This window comes from Nocardia higoensis NBRC 100133 (genome assembly GCF_000308595.1).
Taxonomy (GTDB): Bacteria; Actinomycetota; Actinomycetes; order Mycobacteriales; family Mycobacteriaceae; genus Nocardia; species Nocardia higoensis.
This window is the reverse complement of record NZ_BAGA01000047.1, coordinates 1-22,046: the sequence shown is the minus strand read 5'-3', so window position 1 is coordinate 22,046 and position 22,046 is coordinate 1. Positions and strand designations below refer to the sequence as shown.

Sequence of the window (22,046 nt, the reverse complement as noted above, 5' to 3'; positions counted from 1 at the left end):
GGTCGGATGAATCTACGGAAATACCTCGCGGGCATGGCCGTCGCGTCCATGTTCCTGGTCGGCGCGTGTGGCGGCTCGGACGAAACGGCTTCGTTCACCGAGATCAACTCCATGCCCGAGTTGTACGAGGCGGCGAAGGCCGAGGGGCAGCTGATGATCTACGGCCCCACCGAGAATCTCTACGCGGCGGTGTACGAGGACTTCGAGAAGGAGTACCCGGGCATCGACATCACGACCGCGGACATCTTCGGCCAGGAGCTCGACACCCGCCTCGAGGGCGAGCAGATCGCCGGCGGGTTCGAGGCCGACCTGCTGCACATCGGCGTCTCCGACATGGAGCGCTACCTGGAGAAGGACTACCTGGCCTCCTACCGGCCGCTCGGGACCGAGAGCCTGAGCGAGGACTTCGTCGGCCCCGACGAGACCTGGAGCGTGGCGTCCCGGCATCTGTACGCGTCGGTCTACAACACCTCGCAGATCCAGCCGGCCGATCTGCCGCACCAGTGGTCGCAGCTGACCGATCCGCGCTGGAAGGGCGAGGTCGCGGTCTCGAACCCGAAGATCAGCGGCGCCACCCCGCAGGCACTGTCGGCCGCGCTGGAAGCCGGTGTCATCGACGAAGCCTGGATCGACGAGTTCAAGTCGGCGGTGAATCCCACGATCTACCCGTCGGTCGCCAACGCTCTGCAGTCGGTCGTGACCGGTGAGCAGGGGCTGTCCCTCGTCGCCGGATACGGCACGTTCAAGCGCCAGATCCAGCAGGGCGCTCCGCTCGGCTTCGCCGTGATGGACGACGGCGCGTACTTCTCCGACGTCGCCTACGGTCTGCTCTCCGGAAGCAAGCACTCGGCTGCCGCACGGCTGCTGACCTCCTGGATGTTCAGTCCGCAGGGGCAGGCCTCGATCGCGAAGCACGTCTACGAATTCGGGACCATGCCGGACGCGCCCGCGCCGGACGGCGCCGATCAGCTCGGCATCTCCGCGGAGATCACCTACCCGGGCGCGGACCGCTACAAGGCCACGCTGCGGCTGCTCGGCGACAAGTTTTGAGATCAGGACAGACAGCTAGAGTTCAGGAGTTCGGGGTGGATACCCAAGTACTTGTTGTCGGTGCGGGCCCGTGCGGCGTGACGATCGCGAACCTGCTGGGCGTGTACGGAGTTCGGACGATCCTGATCGATCGCGCACCCGATGTCATCGATTATCCGCGCGGTGTCGGCGTCGACGACGAATCGCTGCGCGTCTTCCAGGCGTGCGGTCTGGGCAAGCAGGTGCACGCCGACATGGTCCAGAACCAGGCGCTGATCTGGTTCGACTCCAACCGGACCAAGATCGCCGAGGTCGCGCCCGCGGGACAGCCGTTCGGCTGGCCGCGCCGCAATTCCTTCCTGCAGCCCATGCTCGAGAAGACGATGCGCGGCGGGCTGTCGCGCTTCCCGCACGTCGAATTGCGCACCGAGACCGAGTTGCTCGATCTCACCCAGGACGCCTCGGGCGTGCGGGCGACGATCACCGGCCCCGACGGCAAGCAGGAAATCCTCGACGCGTCGTATGTGATCGGCGCGGACGGCGGCAAGAGCACGGTGCGCAAGCTCATGGGCTCCTCGCTGGAAGGCCACACCCTCGCGGCGCGGTGGCTGGTCGTCGACATCAAGGGCTCGACCTACCACGCGCCGTTCTCGGGCAACTACATCAGCAGCGACCGGCCGCACGTGTCGATCGACCTGCCCTACGGTTACCGGCGCTTCGAATTCCGCCTCCGCGACGACGAGACCGACGAGCAGATGATGCAACCGGCCGCAGTCGAGCGACTGATCCGCAGCCATTTCGACTGGACCGGGCCGATGCCGGGGCTGGAGCGCACCCGCATCTACTCCCACCATTCCCGGGTGGCGAATCGCTTCGGCAACGGGCGGATCTTCATCGCCGGCGACGCGGCGCACCTGCAGCCGCCGTGGTTCGGCCAGGGCATGAACTCGGGCATCCGCGACGCCGCGAATATCGCCTGGAAGATCGCCGCGGTGCTCGAGCACGGCGCCGACGGGTCCATCCTGCAGACCTACGACACCGAGCGCCGTGGGCACGCCCAGGCGATGGTGGAGCTGGCGACGACACTGGGCCGCATCTACTCCCCCAAGAACAAGTTCGGCGAGCGGGTGCGTTCGGTCGGTCTGCGGGCGCTGCAGTATCTGCCCGGCGCGCGCGACTACCTGCTGCAGATGAAGTTCAAGCCGATGCCCTACTACGAGAAGGGCATCGTGCTGAATCCCGACCCGCGCGAGCCGATCGGGCGCATGGTCATCCAGCCGCACGTGGAGACCGAGACCGGCGAGCGGGTTCCCCTCGATACCGCGCTGGGCGACTGGTTCGCCGTCGTCGGCATCAATGTCGACCCGGCCGAGCACCTGAGCGAAGAATCGCTGAACTACTGGAAATCGCTGGGCGCGGGCATCTTCCGCATCAACCGCTCCAGGGCGGGCGAGCACATGCGCAGGGTCCGGCCCGGCACGGTGCTGCTGGACGACGTGGCGGGCGGCTTCCGCGACTGGACGGCCCGCAGGACCGATCGCGAGATCCTGGTGATCCGGCCCGACCGCTACCTCGCGGCGATGAGCAGTCGCGACGCCGCGGACGCCATGACCTCCGGCTTCGCCGAGCTGCTGCCGGTCCGCGCGACCGTGAACCACTGAGACAGGAGGCTCGAGTATGGCAACGATCATCGGCTACACAGCGGTCTCCCATTCCCCGTTCTGGGACGGCAAGCCCGGCGTCACCGGGCCGGGCGAGCACTTCGTCCGCGGCGTCTCGGAGATCGAGGAGCAGGTGCGTTCGCTGTCCCCCGACCTGGTCGTGGTGGTCGGCCCGGACCACTTCCGCAATTTCTTCTTCGACCTCATGCCCCAGTTCTGCGTCGGGACAGGCGAAGTGCAGAGCTTCGGCGACTACGGCGGCTACCGCGGACCGTTGCCGTATCTGCCCGGGATCGGGCGCAAGGTCGTCGAAGCGGTCCAGCGCGGCGGCTTCGATCCGGCGTTCTCGCTGCGCATGGGTATCGACCACGGCATCACGCAGCCGTACGAGGTGCTCGTGCCCGGCATGGACATCCCGATGCTGCCGATCATGGTGAACTGCGGTGCGCCGCCGCAGCCTTCGCTGAGCCGCAGCTACGAATTCGGCCGTGCCGTCGGCGATGCGCTGCGCGCGATGGACGACGATCTGCGGGTGCTGGTGCTGGCCTCCGGCGGTCTGTCGCACTGGGTCCGTCCGATGAGCCCCTACGATCCGGGCACCGACGCCGAGACCAGGGAGTTCCTCATCGACGGCCGCGAACAGGTCGTGGAATACAACAAGTCCCGCGAGGCGAACCTGGCGCAGCGCATCGCCGACGAGCACGAGGGACCGGTCAACGCCGAATGGGACCGCTGGTTCCTCGACCGGCTGACCAGCGGCGATCTCGACGCGCTCTTCGACATCGACGAGCGCGAGATGGAAGAGATCGCAGGCAACGGCGCCAACGAGGTGCGCGCCTGGATGACCGGCCTGGGCATCTGGGGAGGCGACACCCGAACCGTCGCCTATGAACCGGTTCCGCGCTGGGTGACCGGCATGGGCCTGATCACCGGCGTCACCGCCGAAAATGCCTGACAAGGAGCTGAATTGAGCATCGCGAACGCACCCGAGTTCGTCACCGATCCGTACTTCGGCCTCGAGGACTCCTGGCTCGAGACCGCACCCGGCGAGATCACCCATCTGCACGACCTCGGCGAGGGCGCGCCTCTGCTGTTCCTGCACGGCTCCGGAGCGGGCGTCTCCGCGGCGGCGAACTGGTGGCTGAACCTGCCCGAGATCGCGAAGAGTCACCGCACCATCGCCATCGACCTGATCGGGTTCGGCCAGACGGTGGAGCGGGAGGGGGCCGAGTACGGGATCCGGGCCTGGGTCGAGCACTCGGTCCGGGTACTCGATGCGCTGGGGATCGAGAAGACCTGGCTGGTCGGCAACTCCCTGGGCGGCTGGGTCGCTTTCCAGTTCGCCCTCGAGCATCCGGAGCGGCTGGCCGGCGTCGTGTCGATGGGCACGGGTGGCGCCAAGAAGACGGCGAAGCTCACCAGCCACGCACGCCCCGAGCTGACCGTGGCAGGCATCCGGAAAGCGTTGACCGACTTCGTGGTCGACCCGAGCCTGGTGACCGACGATCTCGTCCAGGCGCGGTACAACGCGGCCTCGCGCGAGCATGCCTCGGAGCGATTCCGGCGCGTGATCGCCGACCGCGATCGGGACCGGGAAGCCCTGCCCCTCGATTTCGCGCGGCTGGCCGATCTCGAGGTGCCCGTGCTTCTCGTCCACGGCAGGGAGGACAGCGTCATTCCGATGTCGCGGAGCGTGCAACTGCTCGAGACCATCCCGAACGCGGATCTGACTGTCTTTTCGAATTGCGGTCACTGGAGCCAGGTGGAGCGGGCCGAGGACTTCAACCGGATCGTCACCCAGTTCGTCGGATCGCACCTGTAGCAAGGGAAGCCGCCGTGCTGACGGGTAGGAGTACTACGAGCCGTACCATCGGCTCTGCGCGAGGCCTGATGCGCAGAGCCGTTGGCGGCTCGTCGACGAGCAGAGATGAGGGGTAACGGCTTTGGAGGTGAACGGGAGGCGTTTCGTCCATCCCATCTCGGAAGGTGACTACGTCCAGTCGCTGGACAAGGGACTGGCCGTCATCAGCGCCTTCTCCGGTGAGCGGCGGTCCATGACCCTGTCGCAGGTCGCCGCGGTGACCGGCTTGTCCAAGCCGAGCGCGCGACGGTGTCTTCTCACCCTGCACGCGCTCGGCTACCTGGTGAGTGAAGGAACCAGCTTCCGCCTCGGCCCCAAAGTTCTGGATCTCGCCCAGGCGTATCTCTCCTCGGTCGAACTGCCCGCCATCGTCGAGCCGTTTCTCAACGAGCTCAACGCCGATCTCCAGGAAGCCTGCTCGGTGGGCGTCCTCGACGGCGACAGCGTGGTCTATGTCGCCCGCGCGCAGGCGAAGCGGGTCATGACGATAGCGGTCCGGGTCGGCACCCGGATCGACCCGTTCGTGACCGCGCTCGGCCGCGTCCTGCTGGCCTACGAATCCGAGGAGCGGATCGAGAAGCTCTGGAACGCCCGAACCGACGCGCAGAGCACGGTCGGACTCGATCTCCCGGGGTTCCTCACCATGCTGCGCGAGGTCAGGCAGCAGTCGTGGTGCCTGGTCGATCAGGAGGTGGAGGTCGGGGTGCGCACCATCGCGGTTCCGATCCGTGACGGCCGGGGCAAGGTGATCGCGGGGATGAACGTCGCCGTGCACACCGCCCGGGTCTCCATCGAGCAGTTGGAGAGCGAGTTCCTGCAGCGGCTGCAGAGGGCGCGCGAGGACGTCGAAACCTGCCTGCGCGAGTACGGTCCCGAGATGACCTTCTACTGATGTCGCACGTCCCGGGGCATGCGCCCCGGGACGGCGCTTCAACGACTCGATCCCGGGTATCACCATCTCGGTTCCCCGGGAAGCGGAACCTGCCCGACCGTGCGCCACGGTTCTGCGCGTCGTACGGGGGCACCGTTGTACGCATGTTTCGAGACAGCCATGACCCATCCGCGCCACCCGACGCCCGGACCAGCGCAGGCATCCAGCGCCGCACGAGCCCGGGATACGGCTGCGCGTCCGGATCGTGCCCCGGGCGCCTCCGCCACCGACGACGAGAACGACAGGCAATGGGACCGGCGGGTTCGCGGCGAGAGCCGCATCGAACAACTGGACCGCAACTTCGCCACTCTCCTGCAGGAGTTGCGCGTGGTGCAGACCGGCGTGCAGGTGCTGACCGGCATCCTGCTCACGCTGCCCTTCCAGAGCCGCTTTCCCGAACTGTCCCCGCTGATGCGGGTCGACTACCTCGTGGTGGCCGGCGCGTCCATCGCCGCCACGGTCTTCCTGACCGCACCCGTGGCCGCCCATCGCATGCTCTTCCGCCGCCACCGCCTCGAACAGATCGTCCGCAGCGCCCATCGCTGCGCGGTCATCGGAATCCTTTTCCTCGGCCTCGCGCTCACCGGAGTCGCCGTCCTCGTCTTCGACTTCGTCGCCGGACCGATTTCGGCGGCGGTCGCCGGGGTCACCGCGGCACTGCTGTTCGTGCTCCTCTGGTTCGCTTTCCCCTATCGGCAGCGCGTGCGGGACGGGGCACCCGACGAGCAAGGCGCACCGTGGGATCCGCGCGTGCGCTCTTTCCGGCCCGGCTCTCGTCTCCATTCCTGAGCATTCGGAGCAGCCGCCGCTCGGAACCCCAGCTCTTTGTCTTCGGGAGACAAAGAGCCGTGCGAAGTTGTCCGCCGCGCCTATACCACTCCCGGTCGGCACGCCATAGCGTCGGAACTCGGACCACCGAGGAGGCAGAGCGGTGCAGGGCATCGGATATCTGATCTGGAACATCGCCGAGTATTCCGATGATCTTCCGTGCATTCGGGACGACAGCATCGAGCTGAACTACCGGCAATTCGCGGCGCGCGTCGATGCGGTCGCCGCGCAACTCGCGGCGCGAGGCGTCGGCAGCGGCGATCTCGTGGCGGTCGCGCTCTCGAACCGGGTGGAACTTCCGATCATCTTGATGGCCGCATGGCGGATCGGCGCCGCGGCGACGCCGATCGATCCCGGGATCCCCGCATCCGAGGCCGAGTACCGGATCCGCGATTCGGGTGCGGTCCTGGTCGTCGACGAGGGGCCCGGCGCACCGTCCTGCGGGCGACCCGTGATCCACGTCGACGACCTGGCCACCGAGCTCGCTCCCGGGTGGACTGCCGGTCCCGATCCGGAGCCGGAGCAGCTCGCGCTGGTCAGCTATCCGCCGGGCTCGACCGGACGTCCCGAGGGCGTGCGATCGACCCACGCCGATCTGCAGTACACGGCGGACTCGCTGCGGACGCACCTGCGCTTGATTCCTCCCGACCACTGCCTGCAATCGCTGCCCCTGTGCGACGTCGACCCGATCACGGTGAGCCTTCTGGCCCCGCTGCTGGCCGGCGCGCAGCTGTCGATCACCGGGGGCTTCGCACCCACGCGATTCTTCGACGAGGTCGCGCGCCTGCGCCCGACCTACCTCTCCGCGGTGCCATCGACCTACGCGCTGCTGGCCGCCCAGCCGGTCGACGCGGCCGAGGATCTGTCCTCGCTGCGGTTCGGCCTCTGCGCCGCGGGGCCACTGCCGGAGGAACTGCTCGCGCGCGTCGAGCGCCGATTCGCGATGGCGATCATCGACAGCCACGGGCTCACCGAAGCGACGTGCGCGTCCGCGGGCAATCCGCTGGACGCACCGCGCAGGCTCGGCGCGGCCGGTCCCGACCGGCCGCGCGGCGACGACCTGTGTCCCCGGGAAGTCGAGAGCGCACCGGACGCCGTGTCCGGCCACACCCTCGGCAGTTCGGCCGGCGGGCCTGCGCGATGACATCATCGGAGGGTCGAACGGAGGTCATCAGGTGGTTGCTGCGGCGCGCTCGGCCGGGCAACGGCCGAACCCCGGCGGGCTGTCCGGACAGGAGCGGTCCGGCAGGGATCCGGCGCTGCTCGAGATCGTGGCGAATATCGCGCGGCGCCTCGAGGAGCGACAGAACAGCATCGCCGAGGCCATCGCCGCTCGGATCGCCCACGACATCGACCAACTGGCCGTCGATCGGCAACTGATCGAACTGCTCGGCGACAGCGTGCACGGCAATGTCTCCACCATCCTGCACGTGCTGGCCAACGACATCCCGATCGAGAATCTGCATCCGCCGACCGCCGCGGTCGAGTACGCGCGTCGCCTCGCGCAGCGTGAGGTACCGTCCCATTCCCTGATCCGCGCCTATCACGTGGGCCACGACGGCATGATCCGCATATGGCTGGACGAGATCAATGCCCTCGATCTGCCCGGATCCGAAGCCACCACGGTGTTCCAGTACATGGCGGACCCGCTGTACGCGTTCATCGACTGGATCACGCAATACGTCTTCGAGGCGTACGAGGACGAACGGCGGTGCTCGTTCCGCACTCCGGGCAGCGTCCACTCCTCCACCATCCACGCGCTGCTGACCGGCGAAGGTATCGACTCGGCCGGCTTCGAGGCGGAGGCCCGCTACCGCCTCGACCAGCACCATGTCGCCGTGATCGCCTGGTCCACCCGCTCCGCCGATTCCGATCTCGGGCTGCTCGACCGGACGGTGCACGAACTCGCCAGGAAGCTGGCCGCCGAATCCGCGCCGATCACCACACCTATCGACCGCAGCACGGTCTGGGCGTGGCTGCCCTTCGGCCGCCGCAAACCGGAACTCGACACGCCTGCGCTGACACACGCCCTACCCGAGGACTCCGGAATCCGCGTCGCGTTCGGCCTACCGGCCGCCGGACGGGCCGGCTTCCGCCGCTCCCACGAGCAGGCCCGCGCCGCCTACACCGTGGCGGGAATCCCGAACGCGCGGGCCCGCCCGATCAGCACCTTCGGCGATCGCGGCGTCGCCGTGCTCTCCCTGCTCACCGAGAACCTCGACGCCACGCGCGATTGGGCCAGAGAAGTGCTCGGCCCACTCGCGGTCGACACTGCGCATGCCGAAGCGCTGCGCGCCACCTTGCACACCTACCTGGAGAACGGTGAAAGCTATCTGCGCACCGCGGAATCGATGGATCTGCACCCGAACACGGTGAAGTACCGGATCCGCAGGATCCGGGAGGTTTCCGCCGACGAGACACGCACCAGGCTGGACACCCTGCTCGCCCTGCAGGTGTGCGAACTGCTGGGCCGCACGGTCCTGGTACCGGCACCGAACGGCCGAAGCCGGTAGACGACGGCCACCGACCGTGCCCTCGGCGGTGGGAACCCCGATCGTCTGCGTTCGGCGGCACGGTTCGACCTCGGGGGTGGTTCAGCCGTCCGCCGAGATCCCCAGATCTTCCTCGTAGGTGTTCGCGAGCCGTTCCCCTTCGTTTCCTTCGACGCGCACGGCGGCCGCTTCGGCCGGATGCGAGTCGTCGGCCGCGGGTTCCCCCGTCGGCTGAGCCTGCTCGAGCACATCCGGCTCCTCTTCCGCAAGCCGTTCATCCAGCCCGCGATCATGGGCCTGCTCGTAGGGAGTCATCCCGTACTCGGTGACGCCGGTCCAGTGTTCGGGCGGATCCATCGCCTTCTCCAGCGGATCCGCGTGCAAGCGATCCTCATCCAGGTCCTCGGCACTGTTGAGCGCCGCCGGGTCGGTCTCGACGGCGTCCGGCGGTCCGGAGTCCTGCGGTGCGTCCCACGAACCGTTCGTCTCGGTCATGACGGATCACTCCCTTCGCGCAATGACCGCACAGGCGGTCGACTGACACCCTTCGCCTACCCGAGCCGGGGCGGATGAATCGGGCAGCCTTCGACTCGCCGCACCGCCACGTCGTGCCGCCCGGCGCCGTCGTTTGCCCCGCAGGGCGCCGGGTAGGCGACCGGCAGACCCGATGATCAGCGAGCCGACGAACGAACATCGACCAGGCAGGGAGTTCGGTCATGAAAGCAGTCGTATGGCATGGCGTAGGCGACATCCGCCTCGACGAGGTCGCCGACCCGAAGATCGAGGAACCCACCGACGCCCTGGTCCGCATCACGGCCACGGCGATCTGCGGCACCGACCTGCACCTGGTGCGCGGCACCATGCCCGGCATGGCACCCGGCACCGTCCTCGGGCACGAGGCCGTCGGCGAGGTGATCGAAACCGGAACCGCCGTGCGCGGTTTCGCACCGGGTGATCGCGTGGTCGTGTGTTCCACCATCTCCTGCGGCTACTGCTCCTACTGTCGCAGCGGCTATACCTCGCAATGCGACACGGCCAACCCGAACGGCCCCCAGGCGGGCACCAGCTTCTTCGGCGGCCCCGAGGCGACGGGTCCGGTGAACGGGTTGCAGGCGGAGGCCGCACGCATCCCGCACGCGACCAACACCCTCGTCCGGATTCCGGAGGGCGTCACCGACGAACAAGCGCTCATGGTCTCCGACGTGCTGCCGACCGGCTGGTTCGGCGCCCGCCTGGCCCAGGTCGGCGAGGGCGACACCGTCCTGGTCCTCGGCGCGGGCGTCGTCGGTCAGTGCGCGATCGCCGCGGCCAAGCGGCAGGGCGCCGCACGGGTGCTCGTCGTCGACGGCATCACCGACCGGCTCGACATCGCCCGCGCCCAGAACGCCGAGACCATCGACTTCAACGCCGAGGAGCCGGTCACCACCGTGCGGGAACTGACCGGCGGCATCGGCGCCGACCGCGTCATCGACGCCGTCGGCATCGACGCCCAGGCCCCGAAATCCGGCCCAGCGGCCGACCACCTGCCCGTGGACACGGAAACCTTCGAAGCCGAACGCCGCGTCGCCGCGCCGGAGGGGAACACCGGAAGCGGTCAGTGGATCGTCGGCGACGCCCCGAGCCTGGCCACCCGATGGGCGACCCAGGCCGTGGCGAAGGCCGGAACCCTCGGCATCATCGGCGTCTACCCGCCCGGATTCGACCGCTATCCCCTCGGCGAGACCGTCGGCCGCAACCTGACCGTGCAGGCGGGCAACTGCAACCACCACCGCTACGTCCCCGGACTGCTCGGCCGGGTCGCCCGCGGCGACATCGACCCCACCCGGTTCATCACCCAGCACGTCGAGCCCGCGTCGATGATCGAGGCCTACGAGACCTTCGACCGGCGCGAAGGCGGGTGGCTCAAAACAGTCGTGCCCATGTGAGGCAGGGCAGTATCCGGCCGGCGTTGCGAAGGCCTGCACCGAGGACGAGCAGCGGGCGATCACCGAGCGCGCGGTGATCCGGCTGCTGCGCCGCGCCTCATGATGAATCGGCGAATTTCCTGGTCGGAGCTGCCGCGGGGCCAGCCGGAGTACGCTGAACTGCGCGCCGCAGCGAAGCGTCGTCGGTCGGACCGACCACGTGCAACCCCGGCGACACGGAACTCGGAACGGATCACCGGCAATGGCTGAATCGGACCCGACAACCACCCAGCGCGAGAATGTGCTCGGTATAGAGGACGAACTGGCGGCGGAGGGGCTCATCGACCCTACGGAGATCGGTCGTGGGGGTTTCGGCGTGGTCTACCGGTGCAGGCAGGCTCATCTGGATCGCGCGGTCGCGGTGAAGGTGCTGTCGCTGGATCTGGGTACGGCCGATTACGAGCGGTTTCTCCGCGAGCAGCGGGCGATGGGGCGGTTGTCGGGGCATCCGAATATCACCGACATCCTCGAGGTCGGGATTCTCGGCAGCGGGCGGCCGTATCTGGTCATGCCGTATCACCGGGGCGGGTCACTCGAGGATCAGGTCAGGAAGTCCGGTCCGCTGCCGCTGCGCGAGGTGCTGCGGATCGGGGTGAAGCTGGCCGGGGCGCTGGAGACGGCGCATCGGATCGGGATCGTGCATCGCGACGTCAAGCCGGGCAATATCCTGCGCAGCCGGTACGGGGAACCGCAGCTCACCGACTTCGGCACGGCCAGGATCAGCGGCGCGTTCGAGACCTCGTCGGATCTGATCACCGCTTCTCCCGCCTTCGCCGCGCCCGAGATACTGCAGGGCGCGACGCCCACTCCCGCCGCCGATGTCTACAGTCTGGCCGCCACCCTGTTCTGCCTGCTCACCGGTCACGCCGCGTACACGCTCGACACCGGGGAGCGACTGGTGACCCGGTTTCTGCGGATGACCTCGGAGCCGGTGCCGGACCTGCGGAAAGAGGGCATTCCGGACGATGTGGCGGCGATCATCGAACGCGCGATGTCGGTCGATCCGCGGCAGCGGCCGCAGACGGCGCTCGAGTTCGGCACCCTGCTGGCGCGGGCGCAGGCCGACAACGGCTTCGATGTGGACGAGATGTCGCTGTCCGCGCCGGAGCCGCCCGGTGCGGAGATGGAGGAACCGCCGGCGACCGGCTGCACGCTCCGCGAGGCCGCGCTACTCGAGCCGACGATATCGGCGCCGCGCACGACGAGCGATGTTCCGCCCACCATCGCCACGAAAGTGCAGCCCCCCTCCTCGACACATCCGCTGCTGCCCAGACCGGAACTGCTCGACCGGATCACGGCCCAGCCGCGCAAGACGCTGACGGTCATCCACGGGCCCGCCGGCTTCGGCAAGTCCACGCTGGCTACACAGTGGATGGACGCGCTCACCGCCGAGGGGACGCCGGTGGCATGGCTGACGGTGGACGCGCAGGACAACCATGTGGTCTGGTTTCTCGCCGATCTGCTCGCCGCCATCCGGCGGGTACGCCCGGACCTCGGGGTGGGCCTGCGGCAGCATCTCGACGAGCATGCCGAGGACGGCGAGCGGTTCGTGCTCGGTTCGCTGGTCAATCAGATCCACTCGAGCGACGAGCCGCTCGGGCTGGTCATCGACGATTGGCAGCAGGTGAACGATCCGGCGACCATCGGCGCGCTGACCACGCTGCTGGAGGCCGGGTGCCGCCACCTGAATGTGCTCGTGACCAGCCGGACCACGGCCGACCTACCGCTCAGTGCGCTGCGGATGCGCGACCAGCTCACCGAGATCGACGCGACAGCGATGAGTTTCAGCATCGAGGAGGCGCAGCGGTTCCTCGTCGATGTCGCGGGTCTACGGCTGGACGCCCCGGATGTGGAGCGGTTGTGGCGTTCCACCGACGGGTGGGTGGCCGGACTGCAACTGGCGTCGCTGTCGTTGCGGGATCATCCGCGGCCCGCCTCGCTCATCGCCAACATCTCGGGCCGCCATCGCACGATCGGCCAGTATTTCGTCGACACCGTTCTCGATTCGCTGCTACCGGAGACGCTCGACTTCATGATGGCGACCAGCATCCCGGACCGGGTGTGCGGCGACCTGGCGTCGGCGTTGACCGGCAATCCGCGCGGCGGCACCCTGCTCGAGGAGCTCGAGTCGCGCAACCTGTTCGTACAGCATCTCGACGACGACGGCGTCTGGTATCGCTATCACCCGCTGTTCTCCGAGTTCCTGCGCCGCAGGCTCGAGCGCGATGACCCGGATTCGGTCGCCGAACTGCATCGCACGGCCTCGAATTGGTTCGCGGCACACGGGCTTCGCGGTGAAGCGGTCGACGAGGCGCTGCGCGCCGGGGATGCCGAGCACGCGGTCGACCTGGTCGAACGCGACGGGCTCCATCTGATCGAGCACGCGCGGATCACGACTCTGCTCGGACTGGTCGCCAAGCTGCCCTCGGATCTGGTCGCGCTGCGTCCCCGGCTGCAGCTCGATCTGGCCTGGGCCAATCTCGCCGTGCACCGCGGCGCCGCGGTGATCGCGGCACTGGATCTGGTCGACGCCGCGCTGGCCGACGGCGATCTGGATCCCAGCGACGCGGCCGACATCGCCGCGGAAGCGAAGGTCATGCGACGGATGACCAGCGTCTTCGCCGACGTGATCGAAGATCCGGCCGAGCGGCTCGCCGATGATTTCGCCGAGCAACCGGACTGCAGGCCGTTCCTCGTCTCGACCGCCTCGCTGGTCGACTCGTTCGTCGAGATCCACAGCTTCGACTTCACCGCGGCCCGGCGGCGGCAACGGTGGGCGCACCGCTATCACGCGTTGACCGGTAGTCCCTTCAACATGATGTACGGGCGGTGCCTGGCCGGGATCGCGGCGTTCCAGCAACTCGACATCGCCGTCGCGGAGGACGAGTTCCGCACCGCCCACACGCTGTCGGTGGACAGTGCGGGGCCCGATTCGCTTCCCGCCCGGCTCTCCGGCGCGCTACTGGGCGAGGTGCTCTACAAACAGGACCGGCTCGACGAGGCCGCCCCGTTGTTCGACGCGGCACGCGCGGTCGGGGCGGAAGGCGCGATGGTGGATGTGCTGCTGGCCACCTATGGGACCGGCGCCCGGCTCGCGGCCGTGCGCGACAACGCCCAGGCGGCACGGGAGTGGCTGCGGGACGGTTCGGCGATCGCGTCCGAGTTGTCCTTGCCCCGGCTGTCGGCCCACCTGTGTCTCGAAGGCCTGCGCCTGGGACTGACGGACGACGAGCCCTGGATACCGCCGGGCATGAAACACGGAATCGCGGAGACCACAGTGGGATTGGCGGAAGAGTACGCCATCCGCATGCTCCTGCGACAGGGCGACCACGAGCGGGCCGCGCAGCGCGCCCGCGCGGTGGTCGAGTCGATCGACGGGCTCCGCCGTCCCCGGGCCGCGATGCACGCCCGGCTGCTGCTGGTGACCTGCCTCGCCGAAGCCGGTGCGCGCACCGAGGCCGCGCGCGCCCTGGTGCTGCCGCTGGCAGCCTGTGCCGACCTGCACGTTCCGCGCCCGGTGATCGACGAGGGCGCGCCGGTGACGACCGCGATCGAGGTCTTGCTCTCCGATCCGGAACTGGCCGACGCGCGTGGCGAATCGGGCCCGAACGTCGTCCAGTTCGCGGCCTCGCTCACGCACTGATTCCGCTCCATTCACGCCCGCGACGAGGCGTTGGTGACCCAGCGCACAGCTGCGAACTGGGCGTTCGCAGGAAGTCCCGCACCCTTTCCGCCTGACGGCAAGAGTCCGTTGTGAACCAGCACACAGGCCGCTTAGCTTCACCGCGGTCGACGATCTCGGGGTGGGAGATCGCGGCCGAGCCACACGAAGGCTCCAGGCGCTGGATTCACACACAGAGAAGAAGGACCAGAATGAAGAGAATCACCGCAGCATCCGCCATGCTGATCGCCGCGATCGGCTTCGGCACCGGCACCGTCAGCGCCGCCCCCGCAGCCCCCGAAGCGGTCAACTTCACCGCCACGACCACCGAGACCGCCACCATCATCTCCACCGACGCGGGCTCGATCACCGCCGACAACGGCGTCCTGCGGATCACCGACGGACGCGGCGCCACCCTGGCGGGCACCGAACTGTCCTTCCGCGTCGACGACTTCGTGTTCCCGATCGCCGCCGAGATCGACGGCCGCACCGCGACCCTCACCCCGCAGCTCGACCGCGAGCACGCCACCTACTCCCCCGTCGCCCTGCCCTACGAGGACAAGGCGCCGTGGAAGACCGAGTACGAGCGTGAGCAGGCCGCCTGGAGCCGCCTGACCAGCACCATCAGCATGGGTGCCGCGGTCGGCACCGTCGTGGGCGGCCTCAGCGGCGCCGGCGTCGGCTGCGTCCTGGGCGGCATCGCGGGCGCCACCGTCGCGGCGGCCACCATCGTCGGCATGTTCGGCCCGTTCGTCCCGGCCGCCGTGGTCGGCTGCCTCGGCGGCGTCATCGCCGTCGGCGCGCTCGGCACCGTCGCCGGCCAGCTCCTGGTGACCGCCCCGGTCGCCATCATGGCCGCGGTGCAGTACTTCACCACCATCAACCAGCCCTTCGCGCCGCCTGCCGCCAAGTAGTCCGCGAGAAGGTCTACCCCCGAGCCGAATTCGATCGGCTCGGGGGTTTCTCGTTTCATCCCGCCCGGAGGCGACCCGCGCTGGTGACGACTCGCTGGGCGAGGCGGTCGAGGGCGGCGTTGGTGTCGTCGACCGGCCGCTGGTTGCCGGCGCCGGTGAGGTGGCCGACACCGTGAGGGTGCGTCAGCTACGCACCACCTCCACGGGCTCCCCGTCCGCCGTCTGCAGCGTGTGCGCGGGCTCGGCGTGGCCACGGGCCGCCTGGGCGGGCTCGGGAGTGTCCTCGTAGGCGTTCTCGGCGTGCAGCGTGATGTCGAGGCCGAGGCGCTCGGTCTCGTCGTCGACGCGGATGCCCATGACGCGGTCGACGATCTTCGCCAGGATCCAGGTGACGGTGAAGGTGTAGGCGAAGACGGCCGCGATGGCGAGGAACTGGCGGCCGAGCAGATCGAGGCTGCCGCCGTAGAGCAGGCCCTTCGCGCCGCTGGGGGCGGTGGGCGCGGCGAGGATGCCGATCAGCAGGCCGCCGACGACGCCGCCGATGAAGTGCAGGGCGGTCACGTCGAGGGCGTCGTCGAAGCGGAATCGGTGCTTGAGCAGAACGGCGAAGTAGCAGACCAGGCCGGCGGCGACGCCGATGGCGAGTGCGCCGAGCGGGGAGACCGCGCCGCAGGACGGGGTGATCGCCACGAGGGCCGCGATGGCGCCGGAGGCCGCGCCGAGGGTGGTGGGCGCGCCGTCGCGGAAGCGTTCGACGACCAGCCAGGCGCAGGTGCCCGCGCAGGCCGCTACGAGGGTGTTGAACACCGCCACGGCCGCGTTGTTGTCGGCCGCGCCGAGCGCGCTGCCGTCGAAGCCGAGCCAGCCGGTCAGAAGCAGGCCGACACCGAGGATCACGAACGGCAGGTTGTGCGCCTTGGGCTGCACCGGCCAGGTGCGCCGGCGGCCGAGCACGATGGCGATGGCCAGGGCCGCGACGCCGGAGTTGACGTGGATGGCGGTCGAACCCGCGTAGTCGACGGCTTCCAGGGTGTTGGCGATCCAGCCGCCGCTGACCTCGCCGTCTTCGGAGTCGAACGCGAACACCCAGTGCGCGACCGGAAAGTAGACCAGCGTCACCCAGAGCGCGGAGAAGAGCATCCAGGCGCCGAACTTCATCCGGTCGGCCACCGCGCCCGCGACGATGCCGATGGTGAGACCGGCGAAGCACAGGTGGATGGCGGCCAGGCCGAGGGGCGGGAGGGCATCGTCGGCGGAGGCCTCCAGCAGCTGGCCGAGGCCGGCGAATTCGGTCGGGTCGCCGACCAAGCCCGCGCCGCCGAGCGAGTCGCCGAAGACCATGGAGTAGCCGAACGCGACCCAGAGGAAGGCCGTCAGGCAGAACGAGACGAACACCATCAGCATCATGTTCATCGTCGTTCGACGGCTGACCATGCCGCCGTAGAAGAGGACCAGGCCGGGAAGCATGAGCGCGACGGCCAGGATCGCCGTCAGCAGCCACGCGGTATTGCCGCTGTCCATAGTGGTTCTCCACTCGGGTCGGGGCCGCCCGTGCCCGAGAGCAAACCGGCGGCAAGTTTCGATGTTCTATCGAAACCCTGCGCCAGGCTTTTTTCGATACTGTATTGAAAATGTGTCGAGCTGGTTAAACCGACTCGACGGCAGCGCGGGCGGCAGCTACTCGAGCTCGGTCCCGCACGAGCGAGCCGACTGTTGTCGACGCGGACAGATGGGCGAGTTCGCGCATCAGTTCCACTCCGGCCTCCCCTTGCCGGAAGCGGTACTGCAGCCCCTCGCTGAGCGCCAGCGCCGCGGTGGTGGCCGCGCCCGGCTCGACCCCGAGGAACTCCCCCGCCGCCACACCCTGCTCGATCACCCTCGCGATCAGGGTTTCCAGCTCACGGTAGTCGGTGAAGAAGTCCCGGAATTCCTCGGGTTGCGCCCGCGATACGCGCTCGAGCTCGTAGAAGTCCAGCGGCGCCGAGCACATCTGGACCACATCGTCGTAGACGATCCGGTAGAGACGGACCGAGGCGTCGGCCGGATCATCGACGAGAAGCCGGGCCGTTTCCAATGATTCGCGGTTCTTGTTCATCAGCGCCTGCAAGATGGCCTCCTTGTTGGAGAACCAGTAGTACAGCGACGACTGACCGAGGCCGGCTTCCCGAGCGATCGCACTGACCGTGGTGTCGGCGTAGCCGACGGCGGCGAACAGGCGGGCCGCGGCGGCGACGATGTCCTCACGCGGGGCGCCGCCCTTGATCCCACTGCGTCGCGGACGACCCACGCGCTGACCCACACCCTCGTTGCTCATAGGGAGATGGTCGGGCACGGACCCACGGTTTACCAACCGGCAACACCCGGGATATCACCCGGCAATCCCCGGCCGTCAGAGTTTCGATAGGCCATCGAAATTAGCCGGAGCACCCAGGGAGTCATCATGACCAGCATCGAAATCACCCCCGACGTCGAGACCGTCAAGGAGCAGCTGCGCGCGGCCGGCGTCCGGTACGCGATCGCCAGCTTCGTGGACATGCACGGCAATTCGAAGGGCAAGTTCGTCCCGATCGACCATCTCGACAACATGATGGGCGGCTCGGAGCTGTTCACCGGCGCGGCGCTGGACGGCCTGCCCCAGGACATCAGCGACGAGGAACTCTCGGCCCGCCCCGACCTGACCCGCTGGTTCCAGCTTCCGTGGAACAAGCAGTACGCCTACTTCCCGAGCAGCCTGCACACCGCGGGCAAGCCGTTCGAGGCTTCTTCCCGCGACATCCTGAAGCGCCAGCTCGACGCGGCCGCCGACCTCGGCTACAGCTTCAACCTAGGCATCGAGACCGAGTTCTTCGTCCTGAAGGACTCCCCCGCGGGCACCGCCGAGGTCAGCGACCGCGACAACCTCAGCAAGCCCTGCTACAACGTGGCGACCACGCTGGACAATATGGGCTGGCTCGGCGAACTGGTCGAGGCCATGAACGGGCTGGGCTGGGATGTCTACTCCTTCGACCACGAGGACGCGCGCGGCCAGTTCGAGGTCGACTTCTCCTACACCGACGCGCTGACCATGGCCGACCGCTTCGTCTTCTTCCGCCTGATGGCCAACGAAATCGCCCGCAAACACGGACATTTCGCGACCTTCATGCCCAAGCCCTTCGCCGACCGCACCGGTTCGGGCGCGCACTACAACATGTCGCTGGCCGATCTGGAGACCGGGGCGAACCTGTTCGCCACCGACAACGATCCGCGCGGCGTCGGCATCTCCCCCATCGCCTATCACTTCATCGCCGGCATCCTGCGCCATCTGCCCGCCATCACCGCGGTGATCGCGCCGACCGTCAACAGCTACAAGCGCCTGGTCCGCCAGGGCAGTATGTCGGGTTCGACCTGGGCCCCCGTGTTCGTCAGCTACGGCAACAACAACCGGACCAACTCCCTGCGGGTGCCGCTGGCGGGCGGGCGCGTGGAGTGCCGGGCCGCCGACATCAGCTGCAATCCGTATCTGGGTGCGGCGATGGTGCTGGCCGCCGGCCTGGAAGGTGTTCGCGAGCAGCTCGATCCCGGCGAGCCGCGCACGGAGAACATGTACCGCTACACCGACGCGCAGATCGCCGAGCAGGGCATCTCGATGCTGCCGCGCACGCTCGGCGAGGCCATCGACGAGTTCCGCGCCGACAGCCTCTCGCGGGAAGTCTTCGGCGACGCGCTGTACCAGTCGTTCATCGACTACAAGACCCAGGAATGGGAGTCCTACCAGGCGCACATCTCGTCCTGGGAGACCGAGCGCTACCTGAAGTTCTTCTGAGTCGACCGAGGCAACCACGATGACCGAGGCGCAACGCTTTTCGACGGGGAGGTTCACGACCGAATTCGGCGTGGACCTCCCCGGCGCCCAGCTGTCCTATCGCACGCACGGCACGCTCGCCCCCGACGGCGGCAACTGTGTGCTGCTGCCGAGTTACTACACCGGCACCCATCGCAGCTACGAGCCGTGGATCGGGCCGGGGCGGATGTTCGATCCCGCGCAGTGGTTCGTGGTGGCGGTGGACATGTTCGGCAACGGCCTGTCCAGCTCGCCCTCCACTTCCGCACAGCCCGAAGCCTTTCCGCTCGTCACCGTCGCCGACAACGTGCGCGCCCAGCACGCACTGCTGGAATCGCTCGGCGTGCGCGGCATCGCGCTGGCCGCGGGCTGGTCGATGGGCGCGTTGCAGTGCTACGAGTGGGCTGTGCGGTATCCGGACATGGTGCGGGCGCTGCTGCCGGTGTGTGGCGCGGCGCGGTGCTCGGAGTTCAACCGGGTGTTCCTCGACGGCGTCGCGGCCGCGCTGGCCGCCGATCCGGCGTACGGATCCGGGGCCACGCCGATCGCCGGGCTCCGCGCCTTCGGCACGGTGTACGCGGGCTGGGCGTATTCTCGCGACTTCTTCGACGCGCGAACATATCTGGAGCTGGGCTACGAGTCGGTCGACGATCTGATCGAAGGCTGGGCCCTCGATCACGAGGGCATGGATGCGCACGACCTGATCGCGATGCTGAATACCTGGCGGGCCGCCGACGTGGGGCGCGGGCGGGCAGGCGGGTTCGAGGCGGCGCTCGGGTCGATCACGGCACGCACCATCGTCATGCCCGGCACGACCGACTCCTACTTCACCCTCGCCGACAGCACCCGCGAGGCCGCGCTCGTTCCCGGCGCGCGACTGCGGCCGATCGAGTCGGACCTCGGGCACATCGCCGGGCGGCCGGGGATCAGGAAGGCGGAGACGGAAGCGATCGCCGCCGCGGCCCGCGAGCTACTGGCACCGCCCGGGTAAGTGCTCGGCGGCGAGGAGCGGCTCCGGGATTCCCGGTTCCGCCGGCTTGCTCGTGAGCCGGACGACGGCGAGCAGGAAGGCCGCTTGGGCGGCGGTGTTCGACAACTGCTCGACCCATTGCAGGGCGATCGGCTGCTCGGGGCGGGCGCCGAGTGCGCCGAGGACGAAGAACGCCGTCAACTGGAGGCCGATCAGCGCGGCGGACAGCCCGTCACCGCGCCGCCGGGCGAGACGGATGAGATGGATTCCGGTCAGGGTGGCGAAGACGGTGGTGCTCACCAGCATGAGCAGAGCGTCGCCGAGGACCGCCGCGCCCGCCGCGCAGACGGCGATCAGGGCGAGGGCGCCGACGAGCAGCCGCGGGCGGATCCGGCCGGTCGCTGCGCCGACCAGATCGACATACAGCAGCGCGAACCCGAGGGTGAGCAGCGGGAACAGGGCGCCGCGCAGCCACGGGAGGTCCGGTCCGCCTGCCGCCACGACGAGTTTGGCGGTGGCCTTCGCCAAGCCGCCCGCGCCGATGAGCCCGGCGGCCACGGCAGCCCGGCCGCTGCCCGTGATCCGGCGCAGCAACAGCACCGCGCACGTGGTGAGGACCACCGGAACGTAGTCCTCGATCGCGAGCGAGAGCGGGTATTCCGGTAGTGCGCTCACCGGATGTAGCGGGCACAGCGCCGGAGACCGGCAGCGCCGGTGGGCATGTTCCGAACCTCGAGACGCTGTTTCCTCACATGGTCGATTCTGTAGCCGTCGGGCTCGGCTGTCCAGGCGGGCGGCGCCGTCGCCGCGAACAGGAGTTCGGCTATCGTCCCGCTACCGGAGGTCCGCCGGTACGATCCTGGGGGATGGAGACCGATACGCAGTCGTTCCTGCACGGGCCGCTGTTCTCCCGGAGCGAGCCTCTGGACCGCGACAACGCCGCGAGCCGGATCAGCGCCTACGTCTACGGCAACATCCTGGTTCTGGCCGCGCTGGTGCCCATCACCACCTCGGAGAAGTACGTCGGCATCCTGGTCGTGCTGGGGACGAGTCTGTCCACATTCGTCGCCCACGCCTTCGCCGAGTCGGTCGGGCACAGCGTCCGGCGCAGGCAGGCGTTGACGCGGGCCGAGAAGATCCGCGAGCTGCGCAATTCGGTGCCCATCCTCAGTTCCGCGGTGCTGCCGTGCGTCATTCTCGCGATCGGGTGGTTCGGCTGGCTGGAACCGCGCAATGCCCAGATCCTCGCGGAGATGGCGGTGCTGATCCGCATCGGCGGACTGGTGTTCGTCGTCGAACGACTCAACGGTGAGCGCCCGTCACGGGGCTCCGTGGTGGGCGCCGCCGTGCTCACGGCGGTGGCGATGACCGTGGTGCTCGTGAAGATCGTGCTCACCCACTGACCGGCACCCACCGGACCCTGGCTGCGCCGATCCGAGCCCGCGCCGCCGAGCACATCGAGCCGCACCTCCGCAGGGGCCTGCCCGCCTATCAGGCGTCGGTCGGTTCACCGGACCCGACCACCGCGGCGTGCGCGCGGCGTCGGCGGGTCCCGCGGGTGGTCGCGAGCAGGATCAGCAGGCCGAGGGCGCAGCTGGCGAGCATGGTGAGGCTCATGGTCACCATGCTCGTGTCCAGGGTGGAGATGCCGGGGCCGAGGGATCCGCCGACGCCGAACTGGACCAGGCCGATCACGCCGACGGCGGCGCCCGCTCGGGCGCCGTGGGATTCCAGACCGAGGGCGATCGCATTGGGCATGACCAGCGCGACCGACGACACCGCGAAGAACAGCGGGACGAGCAGGGCGGGCAGCGGCAGATCGGCGAGCGCCGCCGCGGCCAGCACCAGTGACGCTCCCACGCCGATGGACAGGCCGAGCCGGAGCGTGCGCGCCGGGCCGATCCGCGGAACCACT

At 68.8% G+C, this 22,046-nt stretch carries 18 protein-coding genes and 1 pseudogene; 14 read left to right on the top strand and 5 right to left on the bottom strand.

Annotated elements, in window-relative coordinates; translation table 11 throughout:
* Positions 1-6: 6 nt before the first annotated feature.
* From ON26_RS05690 to ON26_RS05655, 8 genes are all read left to right on the top strand, one after another.
* A complete protein-coding gene (locus tag ON26_RS05690) occupies positions 7-1,050 on the top strand; it encodes an ABC transporter substrate-binding protein (protein ID WP_083883756.1) in 1,044 nt (347 codons plus the stop codon).
* Between the two features lie 35 nt (positions 1,051-1,085).
* A complete protein-coding gene (locus ON26_RS05685; protein WP_157171793.1) occupies positions 1,086-2,690 on the top strand; it encodes a bifunctional 3-(3-hydroxy-phenyl)propionate/3-hydroxycinnamic acid hydroxylase in 1,605 nt (534 codons plus the stop codon).
* 16 nt (positions 2,691-2,706) lie between these two features.
* Positions 2,707-3,645 carry a DODA-type extradiol aromatic ring-opening family dioxygenase gene (locus ON26_RS05680; protein ID WP_040794920.1) on the top strand — a complete coding sequence of 313 codons (939 nt, stop codon included), beginning with the start codon at positions 2,707-2,709 and terminating at the stop codon, positions 3,643-3,645.
* A 12-nt stretch (positions 3,646-3,657) separates the two neighbouring features.
* The gene (locus tag ON26_RS05675; RefSeq protein WP_040794919.1) at positions 3,658-4,512 is read left to right on the top strand and encodes an alpha/beta fold hydrolase; all 855 of its coding nucleotides are present in this window, start codon (positions 3,658-3,660) and stop codon (positions 4,510-4,512) included.
* A gap of 127 nt (positions 4,513-4,639) precedes the next feature.
* Positions 4,640-5,443, top strand: coding sequence for an IclR family transcriptional regulator domain-containing protein (locus ON26_RS05670; protein WP_169333681.1), 804 nt, complete (start codon positions 4,640-4,642; stop codon positions 5,441-5,443).
* A gap of 318 nt (positions 5,444-5,761) precedes the next feature.
* Positions 5,762-6,271 carry a DUF6328 family protein gene (locus tag ON26_RS05665; protein WP_245545744.1) on the top strand — a complete coding sequence of 170 codons (510 nt, stop codon included), beginning with the start codon at positions 5,762-5,764 and terminating at the stop codon, positions 6,269-6,271.
* A gap of 142 nt (positions 6,272-6,413) precedes the next feature.
* The gene (locus ON26_RS05660) at positions 6,414-7,454 is read left to right on the top strand and encodes a class I adenylate-forming enzyme family protein (protein WP_051026726.1); all 1,041 of its coding nucleotides are present in this window, start codon (positions 6,414-6,416) and stop codon (positions 7,452-7,454) included.
* 31 nt (positions 7,455-7,485) lie between these two features.
* Positions 7,486-8,823, top strand: a complete 1,338-nt coding sequence (locus tag ON26_RS05655) for a PucR family transcriptional regulator (RefSeq protein ID WP_306307240.1) — start codon at positions 7,486-7,488, stop codon at positions 8,821-8,823.
* A gap of 81 nt (positions 8,824-8,904) precedes the next feature.
* Here ON26_RS05655 and ON26_RS31480 read toward each other — a convergent pair whose 3' ends face one another.
* Positions 8,905-9,297, bottom strand: a complete 393-nt coding sequence (locus ON26_RS31480) for a hypothetical protein (protein ID WP_051026725.1) — start codon at positions 9,295-9,297, stop codon at positions 8,905-8,907.
* Positions 9,298-9,518: 221 nt separating this feature from the next.
* On the opposite strand from ON26_RS31480, the gene ON26_RS05645 reads away from it, so the two are divergent.
* From ON26_RS05645 to ON26_RS05635, 3 genes are all read left to right on the top strand, one after another.
* Positions 9,519-10,727 carry an alcohol dehydrogenase catalytic domain-containing protein gene (locus ON26_RS05645; protein ID WP_040794918.1) on the top strand — a complete coding sequence of 403 codons (1,209 nt, stop codon included), beginning with the start codon at positions 9,519-9,521 and terminating at the stop codon, positions 10,725-10,727.
* Between the two features lie 241 nt (positions 10,728-10,968).
* Positions 10,969-14,409, top strand: coding sequence for a serine/threonine-protein kinase (locus ON26_RS05640; protein WP_040794917.1), 3,441 nt, complete (start codon positions 10,969-10,971; stop codon positions 14,407-14,409).
* A 230-nt stretch (positions 14,410-14,639) separates the two neighbouring features.
* A complete protein-coding gene (locus ON26_RS05635; protein WP_040794916.1) occupies positions 14,640-15,341 on the top strand; it encodes a DUF8020 domain-containing protein in 702 nt (233 codons plus the stop codon).
* 183 nt (positions 15,342-15,524) lie between these two features.
* On the opposite strand, the gene ON26_RS05630 is transcribed toward ON26_RS05635, so the two are convergent.
* Both ON26_RS05630 and ON26_RS05625 read right to left on the bottom strand, forming a co-directional pair.
* Complete coding sequence (locus ON26_RS05630) at positions 15,525-16,862, bottom strand: ammonium transporter (RefSeq protein WP_040794915.1); 1,338 nt, start codon at positions 16,860-16,862, stop codon at positions 15,525-15,527.
* A gap of 124 nt (positions 16,863-16,986) precedes the next feature.
* Positions 16,987-17,655 (bottom strand): TetR/AcrR family transcriptional regulator, encoded by a 669-nt coding sequence (locus ON26_RS05625; protein WP_040794914.1) that lies wholly within the window; start codon positions 17,653-17,655, stop codon positions 16,987-16,989.
* 126 nt (positions 17,656-17,781) lie between these two features.
* Between ON26_RS05625 and glnT the strand changes: the two genes are divergently transcribed.
* Positions 17,782-19,143 carry a type III glutamate--ammonia ligase gene (glnT, locus tag ON26_RS05620; RefSeq protein ID WP_040794913.1) on the top strand — a complete coding sequence of 454 codons (1,362 nt, stop codon included), beginning with the start codon at positions 17,782-17,784 and terminating at the stop codon, positions 19,141-19,143.
* A gap of 19 nt (positions 19,144-19,162) precedes the next feature.
* Complete coding sequence (locus ON26_RS05615) at positions 19,163-20,152, top strand: alpha/beta fold hydrolase (protein ID WP_040794912.1); 990 nt, start codon at positions 19,163-19,165, stop codon at positions 20,150-20,152.
* Here the strand turns inward: ON26_RS05615 and ON26_RS05610 are convergent.
* Positions 20,132-20,806 carry a hypothetical protein gene (locus ON26_RS05610; protein ID WP_040794911.1) on the bottom strand — a complete coding sequence of 225 codons (675 nt, stop codon included), beginning with the start codon at positions 20,804-20,806 and terminating at the stop codon, positions 20,132-20,134. The two genes, ON26_RS05615 and ON26_RS05610, sit on opposite strands and share 21 nt — an antisense overlap.
* A gap of 191 nt (positions 20,807-20,997) precedes the next feature.
* On the opposite strand from ON26_RS05610, the gene ON26_RS05605 reads away from it, so the two are divergent.
* On the top strand, positions 20,998-21,534 hold the full coding sequence (locus ON26_RS05605) for a hypothetical protein (protein ID WP_040794910.1): 537 nt from the start codon (positions 20,998-21,000) through the stop codon (positions 21,532-21,534).
* 88 nt (positions 21,535-21,622) lie between these two features.
* Here the strand turns inward: ON26_RS05605 and ON26_RS05600 are convergent.
* Positions 21,623-22,046 (bottom strand): annotated as a pseudogene (locus ON26_RS05600) (hypothetical protein); the annotation flags it as partial.